The sequence below is a fragment of the Pseudomonas sp. GM78 genome (genome assembly GCF_000282475.1).
GTDB lineage: Bacteria > Pseudomonadota > Gammaproteobacteria > Pseudomonadales > Pseudomonadaceae > Aquipseudomonas.
The window spans coordinates 14,805-34,797 of sequence record NZ_AKJF01000209.1 but is presented as its reverse complement, the minus strand read 5'-3'; the positions used below and the strand labels follow the sequence as shown (position 1 = coordinate 34,797).

Sequence of the window (19,993 nt, the reverse complement as noted above, 5' to 3'; positions counted from 1 at the left end):
CGTATTAAGCCTGAGGTTTTCTTGAGGTCTTTTCGGGCATTACTGAGGTTTTTCCGATGCTAGTCTCTGTTTCGCCAGGCGTCGAGCCGGACAACAACAAGAATCCAGGAGAACCCCCATGCCTCAAACCGACCTCACTACCTCGTTCAGCGGCCAGTACTTTGTGGTCACCGGCAGCACCCAAGGCCTGGGTGCTGCGGTGGCCCACACCCTGGCGCGCCGGGGCGCCGCCGGCCTGATCATTTGCGGGCGCCGCGCCGATCAGGGCCAGGCCCAGGTGCGCCAGTTGGCGGAACTCGATTGCCAGGCATTTTTCGTCGAGGCCGACCTGGAGCGCGTCGAGGATTGCCGAGCGGTGATCGACGCCGCCCGCGCTCGCTTCGGTACCCTCCATGGCTTGGTCAACTGCGCCGGCATGTCTGATCGCGGCAGCATCCTCGACACCGACCCTGAACTGTTCGATCGCCTGTTCGCGGTCAATGTTCGAGCACCGTTCTTCCTCATGCAGGAAGCGTTGAAACTGATGATCAGCCAAGGCGTGGAAGGTGCCATCGTCAACATCCAAAGCATCGTCAGCCATGGTGGGCCGGCCTATCTGAGCGCTTACTCGGCGTCAAAGGGCGCCTTGTCGATCCTGACCAAAAACGTGGCCTTCAGCGCCCTGCACAACCGCATCCGGGTCAACGGCCTGAACATCGGCTGGATGGACACGCCCCATGAAGACGAAATCCAGCGCCGCTACCATGGTGCCGAGGATGGCTGGCTGGCGACTGTCGAGCGCGCGCAGCCGTTTGGCCGCCTGCTCAAGCCCGAGGAAGTGGCGCAGAGCGTTGCGTTCCTGCTATCGCGTGAGTCGGGCATGATGACCGGTACCGTCATCGACCTGGAACAAGGCGTGATCGGCTGCGGCGACGACACCGCCCCGCGCCCCGCCAGCCCGCTGAGCCTGACGGGTGTAGCGTTATGAACCAGCCGCTAACCGTGTTTGTGCGTGCCGATTCAGTGCAGTTGCAGGACTTCGCCAGACTCTGCGGGCAACACGCCAATCCCCAGGACTATCCCCATTGCAGCGAAGTGCAAGGCAACGTGCCGATCTATCAGGCGCAGGCTTTACGCGACGGCGATCGCGGGCAGGTGCTGGATGAATTGCATCGGCTGTTTCGCGACGGTCCCGGGGTCATGGTCGTACGCCAGGGTTATGCCGACCTGAATGTGGTGGATCGCCACAGCCAGGTGTTCGAAGCCATCTTCGCCAAGGAAGCTGCCCAGGGTCTCAGCGCCGATCACTTCGCCAAGGCCGGCAGCAACGGGCGCATCTGGAATTCGTTGCAAAAGGCGGCGCTGCAATCGCCGTCGTCTTTTGTCGAGTACTACGCCAACCCGCTACTGGGGCTGATTGCCGAAGCCTGGCTGGGCCCCGGTTTTCAGGTGACGGCCCAGGTCAACGTGGTGCACCCGGGAGGGCAGGCCCAACAGCCCCATCGTGACTACCACCTGGGCTTCCAGACCGAGGACGTCGTCGAGCGCTTCCCGCTGCCCCTGCATGCGTTGTCGCAGTATTTGACATTGCAAGGAGCCGTGGCCCACTCCGATATGCCGTTGGAAACCGGCCCCACCCTGCTGCTGCCGTTTTCCCAGCAATACGCTCATGGTTACCTGGCCTGGCGCCGCCCGGAATTCATCGACTACTTCCAACAGCACGCCGTACAACTGCCGCTGAACAAGGGCGACCTGCTGTTTTTCAACCCGGCACTGTTTCACGCCGCCGGCACCAATCAAACGCCGGACCGCCAGCGCATGGCCAACCTGCTGCAAATTTCCTCGGCATTCGGCAAGCCGATGGAAAGCGTGGACCGCGAACGCATGATGCTGGCCCTCTACCCCTGCCTGTTGCAGCGGTTAGCGGATCAGGTACTGGACGCGCAAGAGCTGGACGCGGTGATTGCCTGCACTGCCGACGGCTACTCCTTTCCCACCAACCTGGACACCGACCCGCCCCTGCACGGCCTGGCCCCGCAGACCGGCCAGCAACTGATGTTGCAAGCACTGACGGAACGCTGGACCTATGCGACCTTTGCCGATCGCGTGGCGCAAATGAGCGCCAAACGCCAGGCATGACGCTATTTCGAACCTGTTCAAAAACAACTACAAAATCGGACTGAAACCATGAAAAAAAAACTCCTGACCTACTTCTTTGCCGCCCTTTTATCCCCCTTGGCACTGGCCGACACCCGCATCGGTGTCAGCATCGCCCAGGTGGACGATGTGTTCCTGGCGCAGATGCGCGACTACATGGCCGCCCACGCCAAGGATCTGCCGGGAGTGACGTTGCAATTCGAAGATGCCCAGGGCGATGTGGTGCGCCAGCTCAACCAGGTGCAGAACTTCACCGCCCAGGGCATGGACGCGATCATCGTCAACCCGGTCGATACCGCTGCGACGCAAAGGATGACCAATGAGGCGCAGAAGGCCAGCGTTCCCCTGGTCTATGTCAACCGCCGCCCCGACCAGGCCGAACTGCCGCCCGGTGTCGGCTATGTGGGTTCGGATGAGATAAAGGCCGGCGAGATGCAAATGCGCTACCTGGCGGAAAAAATGGGTGGCAAGGGCAATCTGGCGATCATGCTTGGCCTGCTCTCCAACAACGCCACCCACAATCGCACCCAAGGCGTGAAGGAAGTGCTCAAGCGCTATCCGGACATCCACGTGGTTGAAGAACAAAGCGCCGAGTGGCAACGCAGCAAGGCTATGGACCTGATGAACAACTGGATTCTCTCAGGCAAAAAAATCGATGCCGTGGTCGCCAACGCCGATGAAATGGCTATTGGCGCAGCCATGGCCATCACCCAGGCCGGAATGCGCCCAGGCCAGGATATCCTGGTCGGCGGCAGCGACGGCGGCCCCGCCGGTCTGGACGCAATCAAGAAGGAGCAGTTGCTGGTGACTGTCTATCAGGACAACAAGGGCCAGGCCGTCGGATCCATTGACCTGGCACTGAAGATGATCAGGAAAGAACCCATTGCAGCAGAGTTGACCATTCCCTATCAGCTGATTACCAAGGCCAACTATCAGGATTTTGTGAATCCTTGATCAGGCGAGATCACCGGGTTTGGTGAACTGCGTATCGAGTTCGCAGTTCACACCCTGTAAAGACATTGCATCCCCTCGACTACTCGATCGCTTCGTAGGGCAGCCCCACGTAGTTTTCGGCGATGTTGACCAGGCCTGCGTGGGAGTTGAAGAAATATTCGCGGTCGGCTTGCTGCATCTTCTGGTCCCACGCGTCCTTGTGCTCGCCGAAGTCGTGCAGCAGGTTGGTCATGAACCAGCTGAAACGCTCACCCTTCCAGACGCGGCGCAGTGCCAGTTCGGAGTATTTTTCCAACAGGTCGGTACGCCCCTCCTGGTACACCTTGACCAGGATGCGATACAGGTAGGACACGTCCGAGGCAGCCAGATTCAAGCCCTTGGCACCGGTGGGCGGGACGATGTGGGCGGCGTCGCCGAGCAGGAACAACTTGCCATACTGCATCGGCTCGACCACGAAGCTGCGCAGCGGCGCGATGCTCTTCTCCAGCGACGGGCCGGTCACCAGCTTGTCCGCCACGTCCTGTGGCAGACGTGCCTTGAGTTCATCCCAGAAACGCTCATCGGACCACGCCTCGACCTTGTCGGTCAGCGGCACTTGCAGGTAGTAACGGCTACGGGTCAGCGAGCGCTGGCTGCACAACACGAAACCCCGGTCGTGGTGGGCATAGATCAACTCATGGTTGACCGGCGGCGTGTCGGACAGCAGGCCCAGCCAGCCGAAGGGATACACGCGCTCGTAGTGGGTGAGCACCTCATCGGGAATGCTCTTGCGGGCGACCCCGTGGAAGCCGTCGCACCCGGCGATGTAATCGCAGTCGATGCGGTGGGTCTGGCCATCTTTCTCGTAGGTGACGTAGGGGTTGGCACCTTTCATGTCGTGGGGCTGTACGTTGTCGACCGAATAGATGATCGGCGCACCCTGGGCGCTGCGGGCCTCCATCAGATCGCGCGTGACTTCGGTCTGCCCGTAGACCATGACGGTCTTGCCACCGGTCAATGCCTTGAGGTCGACATGAATGCGCTTGCCGGCCACCAGCAACTCGACACCTTCGTGGACCAGGCCTTCGGCATCCATGCGTTCGGCTACACCCGCTTCGCGCAGCAGGTCGACGGTGCCTTGCTCCAGCACTCCGGCACGAATGCGGCTGAGGACGTAATCCGGTGTCTGGCGCTCGAGGATGACGTTGTCGATGCCGGCGTTATGCAGCAATTGGCCGAGAAGGAGTCCGGAGGGGCCGGCGCCGATGATAGCAACCTGAGTTTTCATTATTTTAATCTCTGATGTGCGCTCCAACCGCTGGCAAGCCGCGACCGGATTTAGTTGTTATATTTCTCTCCTGCATTTTTACTGAGGAAACCTGGAATAAAAGGTGCTTTTTCAGAGGAAAATTGCACTTTTACTAATTTGGTTCGATTATCGAACGACTCGACACACGATGCATTTCCATTCTCGAGGTCGCCGAGCACGATGAAACCCAGCGTCAATAACATCCCGGTGTTCAAGCTGTATGGTGAAAACAAGGCGTGGTCCACCCCGGACTTGCTGCACTGTGAATCCATTCCCAAACGCAGCAGCCTGCACCATTGGGAGATCAAGCCTCACCGTCACGCCGACCTGCTCCAGCTGCTCTATGTGCAACGTGGCCAGGCGGTGGTCGAGATCGAGGGCAAGCGCAGTGACGTGCTGGAAGCGGCCATCCAGGTCGTTCCCCCGCTGACCGTGCATGGTTTTCAGTTCTCGGAAAAAATCGAGGGTTATGTGCTCACCCTCGGCGCGCCGCTGGTGGCCCGGCTGGAGTCGCAATTGGGCGCACCGCTGACCGTCCTGGCGTCTTGCGGGTGCTACCCGGTGGGGCGTGATCGTCGTTATATCAACACCCTGTTTGCCGCCCTGCTGCAGGAATACGAAAGCAGCGCACCGGCGCGCGACGTGCTGATGCACTCGCTGGTCAGCGTGCTGATGGTGTGGATCAGTCGCCACCGTCAACTCAGCACGCCGCCGAGCAATCGTGGCGAACGCGACCAGCACTTGCTCAGCCACTTCATCAAGTTGGTAGAGCAGCATTACCGCGAGCACCTGTCGGTGGAAGTGTTCGCCCAGCGCATCGGCGTTTCCAGCGTGCACCTGAACGCCCTGTGCCGCGAGCTGGCCGGGCAAACCGCGCTGCAGGTCATTCACCAACGCCTGCTGCTGGAAGCCAAGCGCAATCTGACTTACACCAACATGAGCATCAACCAGTTGTCCGACAGCCTGGGCTTCAGTGACCCGACTTATTTTTCACGTTTCTTTCGCCGCCTCGCCGGCCAGACACCGAATGCCTTTCGCCATGGCGTCGGGCAAAGCGGCGCGTGACCCTTCACGAAGTTTGCGCATACAGTCGAATTTTCTTAACAAGAACCGTCACAAGTCCCTGCAGCCATTAACGGCATTAACTCAACTTATTGATTTACAAGGATTAATAAAAATGTTCAGGCTGGCACAATAGTTGAGAAGGACAACCTTGCGCAGTCAAACACTGCGGTCCGCCACTCATAACAATAAGGTTGTCCTCTCATGCACCACAGACTCCCCCGCTGCACGCCCCTTTCGCTCAGCGCTGCCCTGTTGCTGGCCGGCAGCGCCTCACTGGCCCAGGCTACCGAAGGCGGTGTGTCGTCCTGGCCGCTGGGCATTGAAATCTACGGCATGGGTATCCTGCCGCCGCCTGGCACCTACGGTCAGGTTTTCGTCGGCGACTACCTGGCCGATACCCTTCGCGATAACGCGGGTGACAAGGCGGCCGACATCGACCTGCGCGTCACCACTATCGTGCCTCGGTTCATCTGGGTCACCGAACAGCAGGTATTGGGTGGCAGCCTGGGCTTCCACGCACTGCTGCCGCTCAATGACATGCGACTGAACATAAAGAACGGCCCGCACGACCACAAGCGCGGCATCGGCGACGCTCACCTCGGCCCGGTGGTTGGCTTCCACCACAGTGACAAGTTCCACACCGCCGTAGGTATCGACTTCGTACTGCCCACCGCCAGCGAGTACGACAAGCACGACCTGGTCAACCTCGGCACGAACTATTACACCGCACAAGCGGTGTATGCCATGACCTACATGGACCCCGAGGGTTTCAACGCCGATGTGCGCCTGATGTACGATTACAACTTCGAAAACCGGGACACCCACTATCAGTCCGGCCGCGAGCTGCATGCCGACTACACCCTTGGCTGGGGCCTGGGCAATGGTTGGGTACTCGGCGTCGGTGGCCACGCTTACAAGCAGGTGAGCGATGACCAGTGCAGCGCTGCCCATTGCGCCGCCGCAGCCCAGGTCGATGCCGCCGATGGCAACCGTGGCAGCTCCTACTCCATCGGCCCGGCCGTGCAATACGCCAGCCCGGACGGCTGGTTCCTCAGTGCCAAATGGCAAGATGAATCCGGCGTACGCAACCGTACCGATGGCCAGGCCTATTGGCTGAAATTCACGGTCCCGCTCTAGGCTGCGCCGCCCACGAAATGCCCCGTTAGCATCTCACTACGGGGCACCGGGTCGCGCCCGGCGCTAGCTTCCCTTGAGGCGATAACTGACCTGGGCGCGACTCATGCCGAGCATCTGCGCCGCCGCCGTGATGTTGCCACCGGAGCGCTCCATGGCCAGGCGCACCAGGTGCAGCTCGATTTCTGCCAGGGGTGTATTCAACACCCGTTGGCTCCCGGAAACGAAGGCCTGCAGACCTTCCAGTACCGGCTCGCGGAGTTTGTCTGCCCCACCCTCCTCCTCGGTTGACGCTGCGGGTGCCCGCACCTTGCCGGCCCCCTCGTCACGTCGCTCGCCAGCCGACAAGCGTCCCTCAGGGGTCAGACCGATCGCCGTTGCCATCAACGGCGCGCCCATCTCGGCCAGATGCACGATGTCGATGACCTCGCCATCACCGGCGCAAATCACGCCACGCTCGATCAGGTTCTGCAGTTCACGAATATTGCCGGGAAACCGATAAGTGAGCAGCGCATTGACCAGCCTCGTGCTGAATCCAGCCAGCCGACGTCCATGGCGTTGGCTGAAATGACGCAGGAAGTAACTCATCAGCAACGGGATATCTTCACGACGCTCGCGCAACGGTGGCAGATGAATCGGGAACACATTCAGTCGGTAGAACAAGTCTTCACGAAAACGTCCTGCCTCAACCTCGCGACGCAGGTCCAGGTTAGTCGCAGCGATGACCCGCACATCCACCCGGATCGGCGCCGTGCCACCGACGCGCTCGATTTCACCCTCCTGCAAGGCGCGCAGAATCTTGCTCTGCGCACTGAAACTCAAGGTCGCTATTTCATCGAGGAACAAGGTCCCGCCATCGGCCCGTTCGAAACGCCCGGGACGCGAACGCTCGGCACCGGTAAAGGCACCCCGCTCGACCCCGAACAGTTCGGCCTCCACCAGGTTCTCCGGCAACGTCGCGCAGTTGAGTGCCACAAGCGGCTTATGCTGGCGGGAACTGGATTGGTAAAGCGAGCGGGCGAACAACTCTTTGCCCACCCCTGATTCCCCGATCAACAGCACCGTCGCCTGGGTCGGTGCGACGCGTTGCAGCAATTGAGTGGCAACGACGAACGCCGCCGAAATGCCCACCAGCGGTTTGCCGTCCGCCGGTTCCTCCAGCTCGGCAACGGTGGTCTCGGTGCCCGAGGCGTAGGTGCTGCGACTGAGGAAGTCGCCCGGGTCCAGATAGGCCAGGTCGACATCGATGTCGTCCCACTGATCGGCCGGCTTGCCAACGATACGGCAGGCCGGATGGCCCATCGAGCGGCACTCCTGCTCGCGAAAGACGACCAGGCGGCCGAGCAGCGACGAGGCGTACCCGCTGGCATAACCGATCTCCATCCAGCAGGCTGGTTCGCCGCCCAGACCATAGGCGGCGATGTGCTCGTCGTCTTCGAGTGAGTTGTGCCAGAGGAACTCGGAATAGAAGTGACCGATGCCAGAGTCGATTTCGAAGCGCACCACCTCGACATTGACCATGCCTTCGAGCATGTGCAGCCGTGGTCCGGCGCTATACAGACTGGTGTCATCACCTTCCGGCCACTGCTCGCTGACCTGGGCTGCGTCACGCGCACCGGCTTGCCAGCCGATGCGCGTGAGCAGGCCACGTGCCTTGTCCAGCCCCAGCGCCTCGATCAGCTCGCGGCGGATGGCCCCGAACGCAGAGCCTTGCAGCAGCATCATGCGCTGGCCACACAACCAGACGCTGCCGTCCTGCGGAGCGAAAGCCACCGTTTCCGCCAGCTGCTCAGCCGATGGCAGGCCGCTGTTGCCGAACTGGCTGGCGCGGTCGACGATCAGGCGCTTCTGCCGGCCCAGCATCTGCTTGAGGAAATCCTCAGCGGCAGAACGACCAGTCTTGGAAGAGGTAGTACGAGTCATGGGCAGTCAACAAGAGGCAGGTAGGTAACCTGTGAGTATGCCCAGCCCTCCCGTCGGGTCAATCCGCCAGCGATCGACTCCACTCCCCGTGCCGACCATTTGTCCGATAACCGCACAACTTCTACCCACCTCCCACTTGGCGTCGAGCTTTCAACAGAGGGCGATTTCTCTGCATAAATTTGCGCACAACGCCTCTCCAGTCCGCGCCGGAGACAAGCTTCAGCGCGACTACAAAACAACTCAACTCATTGTTTTTAAAGGTAATTAATCAAAGAAACAGACATGGCATGATAAATGTTAACAGGCACCTCAGCACTTTAATAAAAACAGAGGTGACCTCGACATGACCACTCCCCCTTCCGTTCGCCCTGCCTACCAGAGCTTTGAATTGCAGCCACTCGCCGGCCAATGGCGGGCCGGCAGCGCCGGTCGCACTTTGGAAGTGTTCGACCCCTTCACTCAGACGCGTTTGCTGCAGATCACCCAGGCCAATCGCGAAGACCTCGATTCAGCCTACCGCACGGCGCGCGTAACCCAGGTCGATTGGGCCAGCAAGGGGCCGGCCGAGCGTGGCCAGGTGCTGCTCAACGCGGTGAAAATCTTCGACGAGCGTCGTGAAGAAATTATCGACTGGATCATCCGCGAATCCGGCAGTACGCGCATCAAGGCGCAGATCGAATGGGGCGCCGCCCGCGCCATCACCCTGGAGTCGGCCAGCCTGCCTAGCCGCGTGCATGGGCGCATCCTTGCCTCCAATATTCCTGGCAAGGAAAGCCGCGTTTACCGCACCCCCTTGGGCGTGATCGGTGTGATCAGCCCGTGGAACTTCCCTCTGCACTTGACCGCCCGCTCCCTGGCACCGGCCCTGGCGCTAGGCAATGCCGTCGTGGTCAAGCCAGCCAGCGACACCCCCGTCACCGGCGGCCTGTTGCTGGCGCGCATCTTCGAGGAAGCCGGCTTGCCTTCAGGCGTGCTCAGTGTGGTGGTCGGTTCCGGCGCGGAAATCGGCGACGCCTTCGTCGAGCACCCGGTCCCGGCGTTCATCTCCTTCACCGGCTCGACCCAGGTCGGCCGCAACATCGGCCGCATCGCCAGCGGCGGCGAGCACCTCAAGCACGTTGCCCTGGAGCTGGGTGGGAACAGCCCGTTCGTGGTGCTGGCCGATGCCGACGTCGAGCAGGCCGTGAATGCTGCCGTGGTAGGCAAATTCCTCCACCAGGGGCAAATCTGCATGGCGATCAACCGCATCATCGTCGAGCAGCCGCTGCTGGAAACCTTCACCCGGCGATTCGTCGAGCGCGTCAAGGCACTGCCCTACGGCGACCCGAACAAAGCTGAAACCGTGATTGGTCCGGTGATCAACAACAAGCAACTGGCTGGACTGCTAGAGAAGATCGCCACGGCCCGGGCCGAAGGCGCCACGTTGCTGTCTGGTGGTGAAGCCCGGGGCAACGTTCTGCCGCCGCACGTGTTCGGCAACGTCACCGCCGACATGGACATCGCCCGTGAAGAAATCTTTGGCCCCCTGGTGGGCATTCAGTCCGCCCGTGACGCCGAGCATGCCCTTGAACTGGCCAACAGCAGTGAATACGGGCTCTCCAGCGCTGTATTCACCTCCAGCCTGGAGCGCGGCGTGCAGTTCGCCCGACGCATCCACGCCGGCATGACCCATGTCAACGACATCCCGGTCAATGACGAACCCAACGCGCCGTTCGGCGGTGAGAAGAACTCCGGTCTCGGGCGCTTCAACGGCGACTGGGCGATCGACGAGTTCACCACTGACCACTGGATCACTCTGCAACATGCGCCAAGGGCGTATCCGTTCTGAGCTGGACCAAGGCCCCCATGAACCCACCTGCCAATAAGAAAATGGAGTACGAAATGTCTTCACTCCTCAACAGCCAAGCTGTGAAACGGACCCTGTCTGCCTGCCTTGCCCTGCCCTTCATCGTGCTGGCGGGCAACGCCGCCGCCGATGGCGACGGCGTCTGGAAAGGCGGGGAAAACGTCTATGCCAAGGTGTGCGGTCACTGCCACGAAAAACAGGTCGGCCCCCAAATCACCGGCCGCCAGCTGCCAGCGCAGTACATCAGTGCAATTGTGCGCAACGGATTTCGCGCCATGCCGGCGTTCCCTGCCTCATTCATCGACGATAACGCGCTGCAACAGGTCGCCGAGTACATTTCCAAATCGCCTGCCCCGGCGACCAAGCCTTGAGGAGCCAGCCATGAACGTCGAACGTCGCACGGTACTGAAAGGTCTGGCCTTGAGCAGCCTGGCCGGTATCGCCATGGGCAGCTCCGGCCTGAGTATGGCCAATAGCGTGCTGGGCGCCCGGCCCCAGCCGGCTTTGCCGACCCTGGCCCTGGTCAGCCATGAGGTGGCCGAATCGGTCTTCCTCCAGGGTGTCAACGCCAGCCCGGCGGGCCAGCAGGTCAAGGTGCAGCGCACCGACCTCAGCCTGGGCTTCATCCTGGGTTTTGAACAACGCCTGCGCAGCGGGCAACCGCAACGCATCATCGGCCTGGTCGACGATGCCAGTGCCGCACTGATTGTCGACCTGGCGCGCAGCGCTGGCGCGCGCGTGCAGTGGCTCGGCCAGCACCGCGCCACGCCCCTCGCTTCACAGCACCGCCTGCTCAGCGCCGAAGCCGCAAGCGGTTGCGCCCCGCAACTGGGCCTGAGCCTGAACGCCTGCGGCAGCGGCTTCAGCCTGACCGAACAGCGTATGCATGGCCTGCAAGCACCGTTGCAGGTGTCCGCGGCGGCCCGTAACAGCGTCGGCTCAGACCAATGGGCGGCCACGCTGGGCTACACCCTCGCGGCCCTGGGCACTACCAGCGACGGGCGAGCCCCACTGATCGCCCACCGACCGTCGCCGCTGACCGGTAATTTCGTTTCGTTTTCGATCGAGGCTTGAAGGAGCTAACCCAATGACTGAGCAAATCAACAAGACCCTGCTCCCGCGCGGCGTCGACAGCGCAAACTTCGAGCAAGCCATCGCCAGGTTTCGCAAACTGCTGGGCGATGACAACGTCCTGGTCAAAGACGATCAACTGATCCCTTACTCCAAGATCATGATGGCCGTGGACAATGCCGGGCACATGCCGTCTGCCTCCGTCACCGCCACCACCGTCGAGCAGGTGCAAGGCGTGGTGAAGATCTGCAACGAACACAAGATCCCGGTGTGGACCATCTCCACCGGTCGCAACTTCGGGTACGGCTCCGCAGCCCCTGGCCAACGCGGGCAGATCATTCTCGACCTGAAGAAGATGAACAAGATCCTCCACGTCGACCCTGAACTCTGTACCGCCCTGGTCGAGCCGGGCGTGACCTACCAGCAGCTTTACGACTACATCCAGGAACACAACCTGCCGTTGATGCTGTCGTTCTCTGCGCCGTCTGCCATCGCCGGCCCCTTGGGCAATACCATGGATCGCGGCGTGGGTTACACACCCTACGGCGAACACTTCCTGATGCAGTGCGGCATGGAAGTGGTGCTGGCCAACGGCGATGTGTACCGCACCGGCATGGGCGGCGTGAAAGGCGACAACGCCTGGCAGGTATTCAAGTGGGGCTATGGGCCGACCCTGGACGGTATGTTCACCCAGGCCAACTACGGTATCTGCACGAAGATGGGCTTCTGGCTGATGCCAAAACCTCCGGTATTCAAACCCTTCGAGATCAAGTTCGAGAACGAATCGGACATTGCCGAGATCGTCGAATTCATCCGTCCACTGCGCATCGCCCAGGTCATTCCCAATTCGGTGGTTATCGCTGGTGTGCTCTGGGAAGCCTCCACCTGCAACACCCGCCGCTCCGACTACACCAGCGAGCCGGGCGCGACGTCCGACGCGATCCTCAAGCAGATCCAGAAAGACAAGAACCTGGGCGCCTGGAACGTCTACGCCGCGCTGTACGGCACCCAGGAGCAGGTCGACGTCAACTGGAACATCGTCACCGCAGCCCTGAAGCAACTGGGCAAGGGCCGGATCGTCACCCAGGAAGAGGCCGGTGACACCCAGCCGTTCAAGTACCGCGCCCAGTTGATGTCCGGCGTACCTAACTTGCAGGAGTTCGGCCTGTACAACTGGCGTGGCGGCGGTGGCTCGATGTGGTTCGCACCGGTGAGCCAGGCCCGGGGCAGCGAGTGCGACAAACAGCAGGCCTTGGCCAGGAAAATCCTCAACAAGCACGGCCTGGACTATGTCGGTGAGTTCATCGTCGGCTGGCGCGACATGCACCACGTGATCGATGTGTTGTATGACCGCACCAACCCCGAAGAGACCCAGCGCGCCAACGCCTGCTTTGCCGAACTGCTGGATGTGTTCGAGAAGGAAGGCTACGCCGTATACCGCGTCAACACCGCCTTCCAGGAGCGGGTTGCGCAGAGCTACGGCCCGGTCAAGCGCAAGCTTGAACATGCGATCAAGCGTGCGCTGGACCCGAACAACATCCTGGCACCGGGCAAGTCGGGCATCGACCTCGCCAACTCATTCTGATTGCGCTTCAGGCTCCGCCAGGACTGTCCTGGCGGGGCTTTTTATTGGTAGGGAACACAATGACGTACACACAATTTCTGGCTGCCGGCGCTCTGCTGCTGGCCGCTCCCCTGGCGCTGGCCCAAGGCGACGTCAAACAGGGCCAAGCCCTTTTCAGCACCCAATGCGGCTTCTGTCACAGCCTAGACGCGGGCAAGAACCTGATGGGGCCGAGTCTGCACGGCGTGTTCGATCGCGCCAGTGCCCAGGCTCCGGCCTTTACCTATTCCGCCGCCCTGCAAGGCGCCAGGTTGAAGTGGGACGACGCCAATCTGGAGCAGTGGCTGACAAACCCTGCCAGCCTGGTGCCGGGCAACATGATGATGTTTGCGGGGCAGGCCGATGCGCAAAGTCGTCAGCATCTCATTGCTTATCTGAAGAGTTTGAAATAAGCACATGCGAGTGAGGAAGTCGCGATCTTTTTCGGTTGCAGTCATGACTTTCTCGTGGCGAAAAAAGTCGGCAAATGGCCGGCGCGTCGTGTTTTAGAGATCGAGCCGGTGAGGAGGTGGTCAATCCGTCGGGGATCGGACAGAATGTCAGTCTTTCCTAAACATCACGATCAACCCAAGCACGGACGCCTAAATATGAAGCTCGCGAGCATTTTAATCATTTCGACTTTGTTAACAGGTTGCGGGACTGTCAACACTGTCTTCAGAGATGACATGGTCGCGAGCAACAAGCTCGCCCGATGGCACTCACATTGCGACTCAATTCCACGAATTTATAGCGGCGCCGCACTGAATTACTGCACGCTGGATGCAGAGCCCCGTCATTCTTCCGGCTTTGATGGCCACCCTGCGGCGTCATTAATACTTTTCGATCTAGCCCTTTCTGGTGTGGCCGACACGGTCGTGCTGCCATACACGATCTATCTGCAGAACAAACGCGGAGACATTCCGAAGGCGCGCTTCGAGTGACGCCCTCGTTGTGAGCCGCTGGCGGCAGCTTAAACCTGGATCAGAACTCTCGCCTGCTGCGAATCAATAGTCGGTATCAGCCCCGAGCCCTGTTGATGTGAGAGCCAGGCCCGAGTCAACTTCACGTCGAATCGCCAGCCATGGGTTTCCATCCACTCAAGCGCTGTATGAGTAATTCGATAGTGTCCGCACTTGGCGCAGGCTCTTTCCTGGTAATCATCACCCACATCGACGTTCGAAGCAGGCTCATCGCAAATCAGGCACTCCATATCTACCTCCATTGGCTCAACACCTAACTGTAGACGATTCCCCCCCTCCACCGCCGAGGCTTGACCCCGTCTTTCGCCAAACCGCCGCAGCAGCATGAAGCTCTAAACGTCGATCAAGCGAGCCACCTGGTGCGAATCGATGGTTGGAATCATTCCAGAAGCTTGTTGATCCGCGATCCACTTGCGAGTCAGTGCTACGTCGAAGCGCCAGCCATGGGCTTTGATTAAAACAAGTGCTGCAGCGGTGATCCGATAGTGTCCGCACTTTTGGCACACCCTTTCCAGATAATCAGCATCTACATCAATTGCCACTGCGGGGTCGTTGCAAATCAGGCAAGTCATGAACTTCCCCCTTTTCTGGCTGATTGCTCAACTGTAGCTGATACCAACAGTCCCTCCACTGAACAGGAAGGCGGCCAGCATCTCCACGAACCGCAAAAAACGTGGCCCGTGTAAGCGGGTTCAGGCCCACTCCGCCCGAGTGGCCAGCCCGAACAATTCACGCAGGCCATTGATGCCCAGCTTGCGGTACAGGCGCTTGGCATAGGTCGCGGCGCTGACGGGACGAACACCCAGTTGTTCGGCGATGTCTTCCACAGCCAGACCGCTCAACATCAGGCGCAGCAACTCCTGCTCACGAACGGTCAGCTCCACGTGCTGCTGCCTGATCACCCGCTCGGCCAACAACAGGGGCATCTCGTTGGCCTGCAAGTAAGCGTGGTAATGCAGGCGCACGGACTGAATCAGTAGCGGTGCGATGGTTTCCAGGTAGTCCATTTCCCGTTCCGAAAAACGTCCATGCTCACGGCCACGGTAGAAGTTCACCGACAGCCAGCGGTTGCTTTCGCAGTGCGTCAGCAAGGCCATCCGCTCGGAAATCTGCGGCTGCTCGTAACAGATGCGCCGGTACTCGCCATGGGTGATGTCATCGATGGACTGGCGCTGCACGATGGTGCTGTGCCCGCCGGTGCTCTGGCTCATGGCCAGCTGGTTGCCATCCTGGCCAAAGAAGCGCTGCACATACTTGTTGGAAATCACCGGCAGCGACACCTCCCGCGCCCGATCCGCGAACGAGAACACCTGGGGGTTACGGCGCTTGGGATAAGCGAAGATGGTGCACTGGGCCAACGGTACAGCGGGGCCGATGACCTGCAGCAGATCCGCCGCCAGGAATCGGCTGCGGTTGAGGCCAATCCTGGCGAGCAGATTGGCGGTGTGGCCAATATTGAGGCTGTGTTCACTGCTGCCGGGGCGTAAGGGCCAGTACTGCATGACGAATACTCTCTGAGTGTCGGGCACAGGTTTTGTCGTGATTGCCAAAAGCTCGTGCCCGGTACTTTATCACCCTTCAGCGTTCAGACCCTGGTGCCTCTGGCTTAGCAATGGGCAGACGCAAAGCCAGCAGCGCCCCGAGGATCATCAGGATGGCCGCATAGGCAAAGCCTGAGCCGAAGCTCTGGGTCAAGTCTTTCAACCAGCCCACCACCAGCGGATTGACCGCCGAGCCAATATTGCCCACGGCATTGATGACGGCGATGCCCACGGCACGGGCACGGAAACTCAGCGCCTGGTCGGGCGTGGTCCAGAATATCGACATGGCGCTGTAGGAGCCACTGGCGGCCATGCACACCCCCAGCAGCTGCAAGGGCGCTGCGCTCGACAGCGCCGTGAGTATCCAGCCGGCCCCGGCCAGCAGCATGGGCAGCACCAGATGCCAGCGTCGCTCACGGGTACGGTCCGAATGCAGGCCCCAGACGATCATCAGGATGATGGTGCAGACTTGCGGGATCGCCGCCAGAAAGCCAATCAGCTCGTTGCTGTTGGCGGTGTTGAAGCTTTTTACGATCAACGGCGTCCATACCGCAATCATTGCCAGGGTGTTGACCAGGCAAAAATAGACCAGGCAGAACAGCAGGATTGGCGGTGAGACCAGTTCGGCCCACACACTACGAGCATCTCCCGAGACGGCGGCCGGTGCAGCGGCACGATCCGCCTCCAGTGCGTTGTGCAGCAGTTGCCGTTCTTCGCTGTCGAGCCACTTCGCCTGTTGCGGACGGTCATCCAGGTAACTGAACACCACGCATCCCATCAGCACCGAGGGCAGGCCTTCGAGCAGAAACAGCCATTGCCAGCCCTTCAACCCCCACGTGCCATCCAAGCCCAGGATCAGCCCCGACAATGCCGCGCTGAAACCCGCGGTAAACGGCATCGCGATCATGAACAGCGCATTGGCGCGGGCCCGATAGGCGGCGGGAAACCAGAAGGTCAGGTACAGCAACACGCCAGGCAGGAAACCCGCTTCGGTCACCCCGACCAGAATGCGCAGCAGGTAGAGCGAGGTGGCGTCCGTGGCGAACAAGGTGCATGTGGACGCCAGCCCCCAGGCAATCATCAGGCTGCCGATCCAGCGGCGCGCACCGATGCGCGCCAGGGCGATGTTGCTGGGGATGCCACAGGCAATGTAAGCGATGTAGAAGAAGGTGGAGGCCAGGCCGAATTGCGTGCCACTCAGGCCCAGGTCGCCCATCATGGTCAGGCCGGCGAAACCGATGTTGATGCGATCCAGAAACGACAGCACGAAGCAGACGAACAAAAAGCCGATCAGTCTTTTCGAGACCTTTTTACAGACCTGCTGGTAGCGGTCTTGAGCACTCGCCACCGCCGAGGGGGTCGCGCTGACACTATGACTGCGAGTCATTGGGGGACTTCCCGATTATTGTTATAGGAAGGCTCGCCGGCTTGAACAGACAAGCCGGCGGCAATTGCACGGATGCAGGGGTGCTGACTACAGGTCCTGCAACGCCGTGCGAGTCAACGCCAGGAATTGCTCGGCATCCCCGAGTGCGTGGGCACTCAGCAGCGCCAGTTTCACCAGGAACATTTCACGCTTGCCCTCAGCGGCTTGATCAAGGGCATCGGCGAGCTGGTCGTAGATGTTTTCAATGTCGGTCATGCTCAGTTGCTTGTGTTCCATGCTCTTGTCCTCACTCATTGCCCAAGGCCGTTTCAATTGCCTCGCGCAGGGCCTGGCCGTTGAGTTGATGCCAGCGGGCGCAAACGTGTTGATCCGGACGCACCAGATACGCACTGCCCGCCATCGCGCCATATTTGTTGCGCAGGTGCGCGCTGTGATCGTCGATCAGCCCGTCCGCCCCACGGATCCCGGTTTGCCGATTGCCGGCAACGGCCAGTATTTGCAGCGGTACACCTTGCTCGCGCAGCGATTGCGCCTGGGCCTGGATATCGCTCGGTATCTCAGTGGCATCGGTGAAGTACAACAGGTAGAACGACGCGCCCAGCCTGTCGAACAGGAACTGGTCATCACCGAGCCGAATATTCAACAGCGGTGCGCCCTGGTGGGGACCGCCTGTGTAGCGGTCGTTGTCGTCGACCTTGCAGTTGAGCGCCGAATCAACGTAGTCATGGGGCCGCGAGGTACGCCAGTGATACAGCGGGCGGACGAATTCCTGCGTCAGCGACAGTGACAGCACCGCGTCCCGGACGAGGCAATGGCCCGGGGTTGGCGGGGTCATGAAACGCGTGCTTTTCCCTGCTTCGGCGATGATCTCGCGCGCGGCCCCTACCCGCTCCGCGCTATAGGAAGCGAGCAGGCCTGGGCCAGCCACGCCCTTGATGGTCAGTGCCAGTTTCCAGCCCAGGTCGTGGCAGTCCTGGAAACCGGTGTTGGCACCGCGAACACCAAAGATGGGCAGCAGGTGCGCTGCATCGCCGGTGAAGATCACGCGATCATGGATGTACTCGGGCAGGGTCAGGGCCCGCGCCGAATACACCGAGCACCAGTCCATTTCCCATTGCGGGTCTTGCACCCCGACGATGCCCAGCTGTGCATTGATGCGCTCACGCAGGGAGTCGGCGGACAAGGCCTGCTCCGGCGTTTCGTCGCGCGGCAACTGATAGTCGATGCGCCAGATATTGCCCGGCTCGCGGTGCATGAGCACGGTATTGCCGGGGTTCCAGTGCGGGTCGAAATAGGCCAGGCGTTCGGTGGGCAGATCGAGGTCGATCTTGATATCGGCAATCACGAAGCGCCCTTCATAGGACGCCCCTTCGAGTTGCAGGCCGAGCAGACTGCGAATGGCCGAGCGCGCACCATCGGCGGCAATCACCCAGTTGGCTTCCAGTACGTATTCACCGGCCGGCGTATCGATGTCCAGGGTCGCGTAGCCCTCGGCCTGAAGCAGCGCATTGACCTTGTTGCCCCAGCGCAATTCGATCAGAGGGTTGGCTTGACAGGCGTCGACCAGAAACTGCTCCAGGCAAGGCTGTTGCAGGTTGGTCATCGGTGGGAAGCGGTCGTCCGGATCCTGTGGCGCCTCCATGCGAAACACCCGCTGGTTGCGGTAGAACGAGTTTCCGAAGCGCCAGCCCAATCCCGCTGCCGTGACACGATCGGCGACACCGACCTGCTGCAGGATTTCCAGGGAACGGCGAGTGAACACAATGGCGCGGCTGCCTTCGCTGACCTGACGCTCAGACTCCAGCACGATCGACGGGATGCCGTATCGCGCCAGGTCCAGGGCCGTGGTCAGGCCGATGGGCCCGGCACCGACAATGACCACGGGGCGGCGTTCGACCCCGTCGGCATTTACGCTGGCGGTGTGGGCAGGGAAAACCTGGTAATCGAAATATATTGAGCGGCGAGGCTCGGCGAGTGGTGTGTGCATCGCAATGCATCTCCGGGTTTTTATGTTTATTGGCGTGAGCCGGTTCGCAATTGCAGAGGACTTTAAGGGGTGTGGCGCCAAAGACATGTCCCCTTGAGGAGACAACTTTTCGCCAGGGCCCATTGTGGCCAACACTTCGCGCCCCCGCGGTCGAATCGAGCAGTGAAATCTGCCGCCCATGCGTCACTCGAGTGATTGAGCGCGCCGCGCATCGGATATGATCCCAACCATTCCCACCAATGGAGGTGACATTCGATGCCCCTGACCGTAGATCAACTCGCTGAGTATCAAGCCTTTGCCGAACAACTGGCCGATGCCGCCGCGTTGGCCATTGCCCCCTATTTCCGCGCATCGCTGGAAGTCGAGGACAAGGGCGGTCGGCGGTTCGACCCGGTGACTGTCGCCGACAAGGCCGCCGAGCGGGCCATGCGCGAGTTGATCCGCAGCCATTACCCCACCCACGGCATTCTCGGCGAAGAAGAAGCGGCCACCCTTGGCAGCAGCGAACTGACCTGGGTGCTGGACCCCATCGACGGCACTCGCGCCTTCATCACCGGCTTGCCGCTGTGGGGAACACTGATTGCCCTCAACGATGGCCAACGCCCGGTGCTGGGGGTGATGAACCAGCCCTTCACGGGGGAGCGCTACATCGGCACGCCGGAGGGCGCATGGCGCAATGGCACACCGCTCAAGACCCGACCTTGCACCGGACTCTCCTCGGCCAGGTTGATGTGCACCACGCCCGACATGTTCGATATTCCTGAGCAGCGCAAGGCTTTCGAGGTCGTGGCGTCTCAGGCGCAACTGCTGCGTTACGGCGGCGATTGTTATGCCTACTGCATGCTGGCCTCGGGGTTCGTGGATGTGATCGTCGAAGCCAGCTTGCAACCTTACGACGTACAGGCGCTGATCCCGATCATCGAAGGTGCGGGTGGCGTGATGACCTCCTGGGACGGCGGGCCCGCCCACAATGGCGGTGCCGTGGTGGCCTGCGGCGATCGCGCCCTGCATGCGCAATTGATCGAATTGTTGCGCCACGCCGGGTAACTGAGGGATGCCCCTTGCGTCACCTGTTCAG

General features: G+C 60.9%; 19 protein-coding genes. 12 read left to right on the top strand and 7 right to left on the bottom strand.

What is annotated here, in order from left to right; genetic code table 11:
• The first annotated feature begins 118 nt into the window (after positions 1-118).
• From PMI35_RS02240 to PMI35_RS02250, 3 genes are read left to right on the top strand one after another with little or no spacing between them, the layout of a single operon-like run.
• Positions 119-967 carry an SDR family oxidoreductase gene (locus tag PMI35_RS02240; RefSeq protein ID WP_008065814.1) on the top strand — a complete coding sequence of 283 codons (849 nt, stop codon included), beginning with the start codon at positions 119-121 and terminating at the stop codon, positions 965-967.
• Positions 964-2,118, top strand: coding sequence for a phytanoyl-CoA dioxygenase family protein (locus PMI35_RS02245; protein WP_008065813.1), 1,155 nt, complete (start codon positions 964-966; stop codon positions 2,116-2,118). The genes PMI35_RS02240 and PMI35_RS02245 overlap by 4 nt, the downstream gene beginning before the upstream one ends.
• Positions 2,119-2,166: 48 nt before the next feature.
• On the top strand, positions 2,167-3,090 hold the full coding sequence (locus PMI35_RS02250) for a sugar ABC transporter substrate-binding protein (RefSeq protein ID WP_008065812.1): 924 nt from the start codon (positions 2,167-2,169) through the stop codon (positions 3,088-3,090).
• 79 nt (positions 3,091-3,169) lie between these two features.
• Here the strand turns inward: PMI35_RS02250 and pobA are convergent, their stop codons facing one another.
• Positions 3,170-4,357 (bottom strand): 4-hydroxybenzoate 3-monooxygenase, encoded by a 1,188-nt coding sequence (gene pobA, locus PMI35_RS02255; RefSeq protein ID WP_008065811.1) that lies wholly within the window; start codon positions 4,355-4,357, stop codon positions 3,170-3,172.
• Between the two features lie 201 nt (positions 4,358-4,558).
• Between pobA and PMI35_RS02260 the strand changes: the two genes are divergently transcribed.
• Together PMI35_RS02260 and PMI35_RS02265 are read left to right on the top strand one after the other, a co-directional pair.
• Positions 4,559-5,443, top strand: a complete 885-nt coding sequence (locus PMI35_RS02260) for a helix-turn-helix domain-containing protein (protein WP_008065810.1) — start codon at positions 4,559-4,561, stop codon at positions 5,441-5,443.
• A gap of 201 nt (positions 5,444-5,644) precedes the next feature.
• Entirely contained in the window at positions 5,645-6,580 is a 936-nt protein-coding gene (locus PMI35_RS02265; RefSeq protein WP_008065809.1) for a SphA family protein, read from the top strand.
• 63 nt (positions 6,581-6,643) lie between these two features.
• Here PMI35_RS02265 and PMI35_RS02270 read toward each other — a convergent pair whose 3' ends face one another.
• Entirely contained in the window at positions 6,644-8,500 is a 1,857-nt protein-coding gene (locus tag PMI35_RS02270; protein ID WP_008065808.1) for a sigma-54-dependent Fis family transcriptional regulator, read from the bottom strand.
• 343 nt (positions 8,501-8,843) lie between these two features.
• On the opposite strand from PMI35_RS02270, the gene pchA reads away from it, so the two are divergent.
• The 6 genes from pchA (at position 8,844) to PMI35_RS02300 (ending at position 13,961) form a co-directional block, all read left to right on the top strand.
• The gene (pchA, locus tag PMI35_RS02275) at positions 8,844-10,328 is read left to right on the top strand and encodes a 4-hydroxybenzaldehyde dehydrogenase (protein WP_008065800.1); all 1,485 of its coding nucleotides are present in this window, start codon (positions 8,844-8,846) and stop codon (positions 10,326-10,328) included.
• 53 nt (positions 10,329-10,381) lie between these two features.
• The gene (locus PMI35_RS02280) at positions 10,382-10,717 is read left to right on the top strand and encodes a c-type cytochrome (RefSeq protein ID WP_032832147.1); all 336 of its coding nucleotides are present in this window, start codon (positions 10,382-10,384) and stop codon (positions 10,715-10,717) included.
• Between the two features lie 10 nt (positions 10,718-10,727).
• Positions 10,728-11,420 (top strand): hypothetical protein, encoded by a 693-nt coding sequence (locus tag PMI35_RS02285; RefSeq protein ID WP_008065797.1) that lies wholly within the window; start codon positions 10,728-10,730, stop codon positions 11,418-11,420.
• 13 nt (positions 11,421-11,433) lie between these two features.
• Positions 11,434-13,002 carry an FAD-binding oxidoreductase gene (locus PMI35_RS02290; protein ID WP_008065796.1) on the top strand — a complete coding sequence of 523 codons (1,569 nt, stop codon included), beginning with the start codon at positions 11,434-11,436 and terminating at the stop codon, positions 13,000-13,002.
• A 59-nt stretch (positions 13,003-13,061) separates the two neighbouring features.
• Positions 13,062-13,433, top strand: a complete 372-nt coding sequence (locus PMI35_RS02295) for a c-type cytochrome (protein WP_008065795.1) — start codon at positions 13,062-13,064, stop codon at positions 13,431-13,433.
• Positions 13,434-13,628: 195 nt separating this feature from the next.
• The gene (locus PMI35_RS02300) at positions 13,629-13,961 is read left to right on the top strand and encodes a YceK/YidQ family lipoprotein (protein WP_008065794.1); all 333 of its coding nucleotides are present in this window, start codon (positions 13,629-13,631) and stop codon (positions 13,959-13,961) included.
• A gap of 371 nt (positions 13,962-14,332) precedes the next feature.
• Here the strand turns inward: PMI35_RS02300 and PMI35_RS0133160 are convergent, their stop codons facing one another.
• The 5 genes from PMI35_RS0133160 to PMI35_RS02325 form a co-directional block, all read right to left on the bottom strand.
• Positions 14,333-14,572 (bottom strand): hypothetical protein, encoded by a 240-nt coding sequence (locus PMI35_RS0133160; RefSeq protein WP_032832146.1) that lies wholly within the window; start codon positions 14,570-14,572, stop codon positions 14,333-14,335.
• A 120-nt stretch (positions 14,573-14,692) separates the two neighbouring features.
• Positions 14,693-15,502 carry a helix-turn-helix domain-containing protein gene (locus PMI35_RS02310; protein WP_008065791.1) on the bottom strand — a complete coding sequence of 270 codons (810 nt, stop codon included), beginning with the start codon at positions 15,500-15,502 and terminating at the stop codon, positions 14,693-14,695.
• 76 nt (positions 15,503-15,578) lie between these two features.
• Positions 15,579-16,928 (bottom strand): MFS transporter, encoded by a 1,350-nt coding sequence (locus PMI35_RS02315; RefSeq protein WP_008065789.1) that lies wholly within the window; start codon positions 16,926-16,928, stop codon positions 15,579-15,581.
• Positions 16,929-17,015: 87 nt separating this feature from the next.
• Entirely contained in the window at positions 17,016-17,204 is a 189-nt protein-coding gene (locus PMI35_RS02320) for a hypothetical protein (protein WP_008065787.1), read from the bottom strand.
• A gap of 10 nt (positions 17,205-17,214) precedes the next feature.
• Positions 17,215-18,915 carry an FAD-dependent monooxygenase gene (locus PMI35_RS02325; RefSeq protein ID WP_008065785.1) on the bottom strand — a complete coding sequence of 567 codons (1,701 nt, stop codon included), beginning with the start codon at positions 18,913-18,915 and terminating at the stop codon, positions 17,215-17,217.
• A gap of 255 nt (positions 18,916-19,170) precedes the next feature.
• Between PMI35_RS02325 and hisN the strand changes: the two genes are divergently transcribed.
• Positions 19,171-19,962 (top strand): histidinol-phosphatase, encoded by a 792-nt coding sequence (gene hisN, locus PMI35_RS02330; protein WP_008065780.1) that lies wholly within the window; start codon positions 19,171-19,173, stop codon positions 19,960-19,962.
• The last annotated feature ends 31 nt before the right edge of the window (positions 19,963-19,993 follow it).

What these genes read in the sequence shown, in the direction of transcription:
- PMI35_RS02240 (WP_008065814.1), top strand. Translation starts at nt 119, where the DNA reads ATGCCTCAAACCGACCTCACTACCTCGTTCAGCGGCCAGTACTTTGTG.
- PMI35_RS02245 (WP_008065813.1), top strand. Translation starts at nt 964, where the DNA reads ATGAACCAGCCGCTAACCGTGTTTGTGCGTGCCGATTCAGTGCAGTTG.
- PMI35_RS02250 (WP_008065812.1), top strand. Translation starts at nt 2,167, where the DNA reads ATGAAAAAAAAACTCCTGACCTACTTCTTTGCCGCCCTTTTATCCCCC.
- pobA (WP_008065811.1), bottom strand. Translation starts at nt 4,357, where the DNA reads ATGAAAACTCAGGTTGCTATCATCGGCGCCGGCCCCTCCGGACTCCTT.
- PMI35_RS02260 (WP_008065810.1), top strand. Translation starts at nt 4,559, where the DNA reads ATGAAACCCAGCGTCAATAACATCCCGGTGTTCAAGCTGTATGGTGAA.
- PMI35_RS02265 (WP_008065809.1), top strand. Translation starts at nt 5,645, where the DNA reads ATGCACCACAGACTCCCCCGCTGCACGCCCCTTTCGCTCAGCGCTGCC.
- PMI35_RS02270 (WP_008065808.1), bottom strand. Translation starts at nt 8,500, where the DNA reads ATGACTCGTACTACCTCTTCCAAGACTGGTCGTTCTGCCGCTGAGGAT.
- pchA (WP_008065800.1), top strand. Translation starts at nt 8,844, where the DNA reads ATGACCACTCCCCCTTCCGTTCGCCCTGCCTACCAGAGCTTTGAATTG.
- PMI35_RS02280 (WP_032832147.1), top strand. Translation starts at nt 10,382, where the DNA reads ATGTCTTCACTCCTCAACAGCCAAGCTGTGAAACGGACCCTGTCTGCC.
- PMI35_RS02285 (WP_008065797.1), top strand. Translation starts at nt 10,728, where the DNA reads ATGAACGTCGAACGTCGCACGGTACTGAAAGGTCTGGCCTTGAGCAGC.
- PMI35_RS02290 (WP_008065796.1), top strand. Translation starts at nt 11,434, where the DNA reads ATGACTGAGCAAATCAACAAGACCCTGCTCCCGCGCGGCGTCGACAGC.
- PMI35_RS02295 (WP_008065795.1), top strand. Translation starts at nt 13,062, where the DNA reads ATGACGTACACACAATTTCTGGCTGCCGGCGCTCTGCTGCTGGCCGCT.
- PMI35_RS02300 (WP_008065794.1), top strand. Translation starts at nt 13,629, where the DNA reads ATGAAGCTCGCGAGCATTTTAATCATTTCGACTTTGTTAACAGGTTGC.
- PMI35_RS0133160 (WP_032832146.1), bottom strand. Translation starts at nt 14,572, where the DNA reads ATGACTTGCCTGATTTGCAACGACCCCGCAGTGGCAATTGATGTAGAT.
- PMI35_RS02310 (WP_008065791.1), bottom strand. Translation starts at nt 15,502, where the DNA reads ATGCAGTACTGGCCCTTACGCCCCGGCAGCAGTGAACACAGCCTCAAT.
- PMI35_RS02315 (WP_008065789.1), bottom strand. Translation starts at nt 16,928, where the DNA reads ATGACTCGCAGTCATAGTGTCAGCGCGACCCCCTCGGCGGTGGCGAGT.
- PMI35_RS02320 (WP_008065787.1), bottom strand. Translation starts at nt 17,204, where the DNA reads ATGGAACACAAGCAACTGAGCATGACCGACATTGAAAACATCTACGAC.
- PMI35_RS02325 (WP_008065785.1), bottom strand. Translation starts at nt 18,915, where the DNA reads ATGCACACACCACTCGCCGAGCCTCGCCGCTCAATATATTTCGATTAC.
- hisN (WP_008065780.1), top strand. Translation starts at nt 19,171, where the DNA reads ATGCCCCTGACCGTAGATCAACTCGCTGAGTATCAAGCCTTTGCCGAA.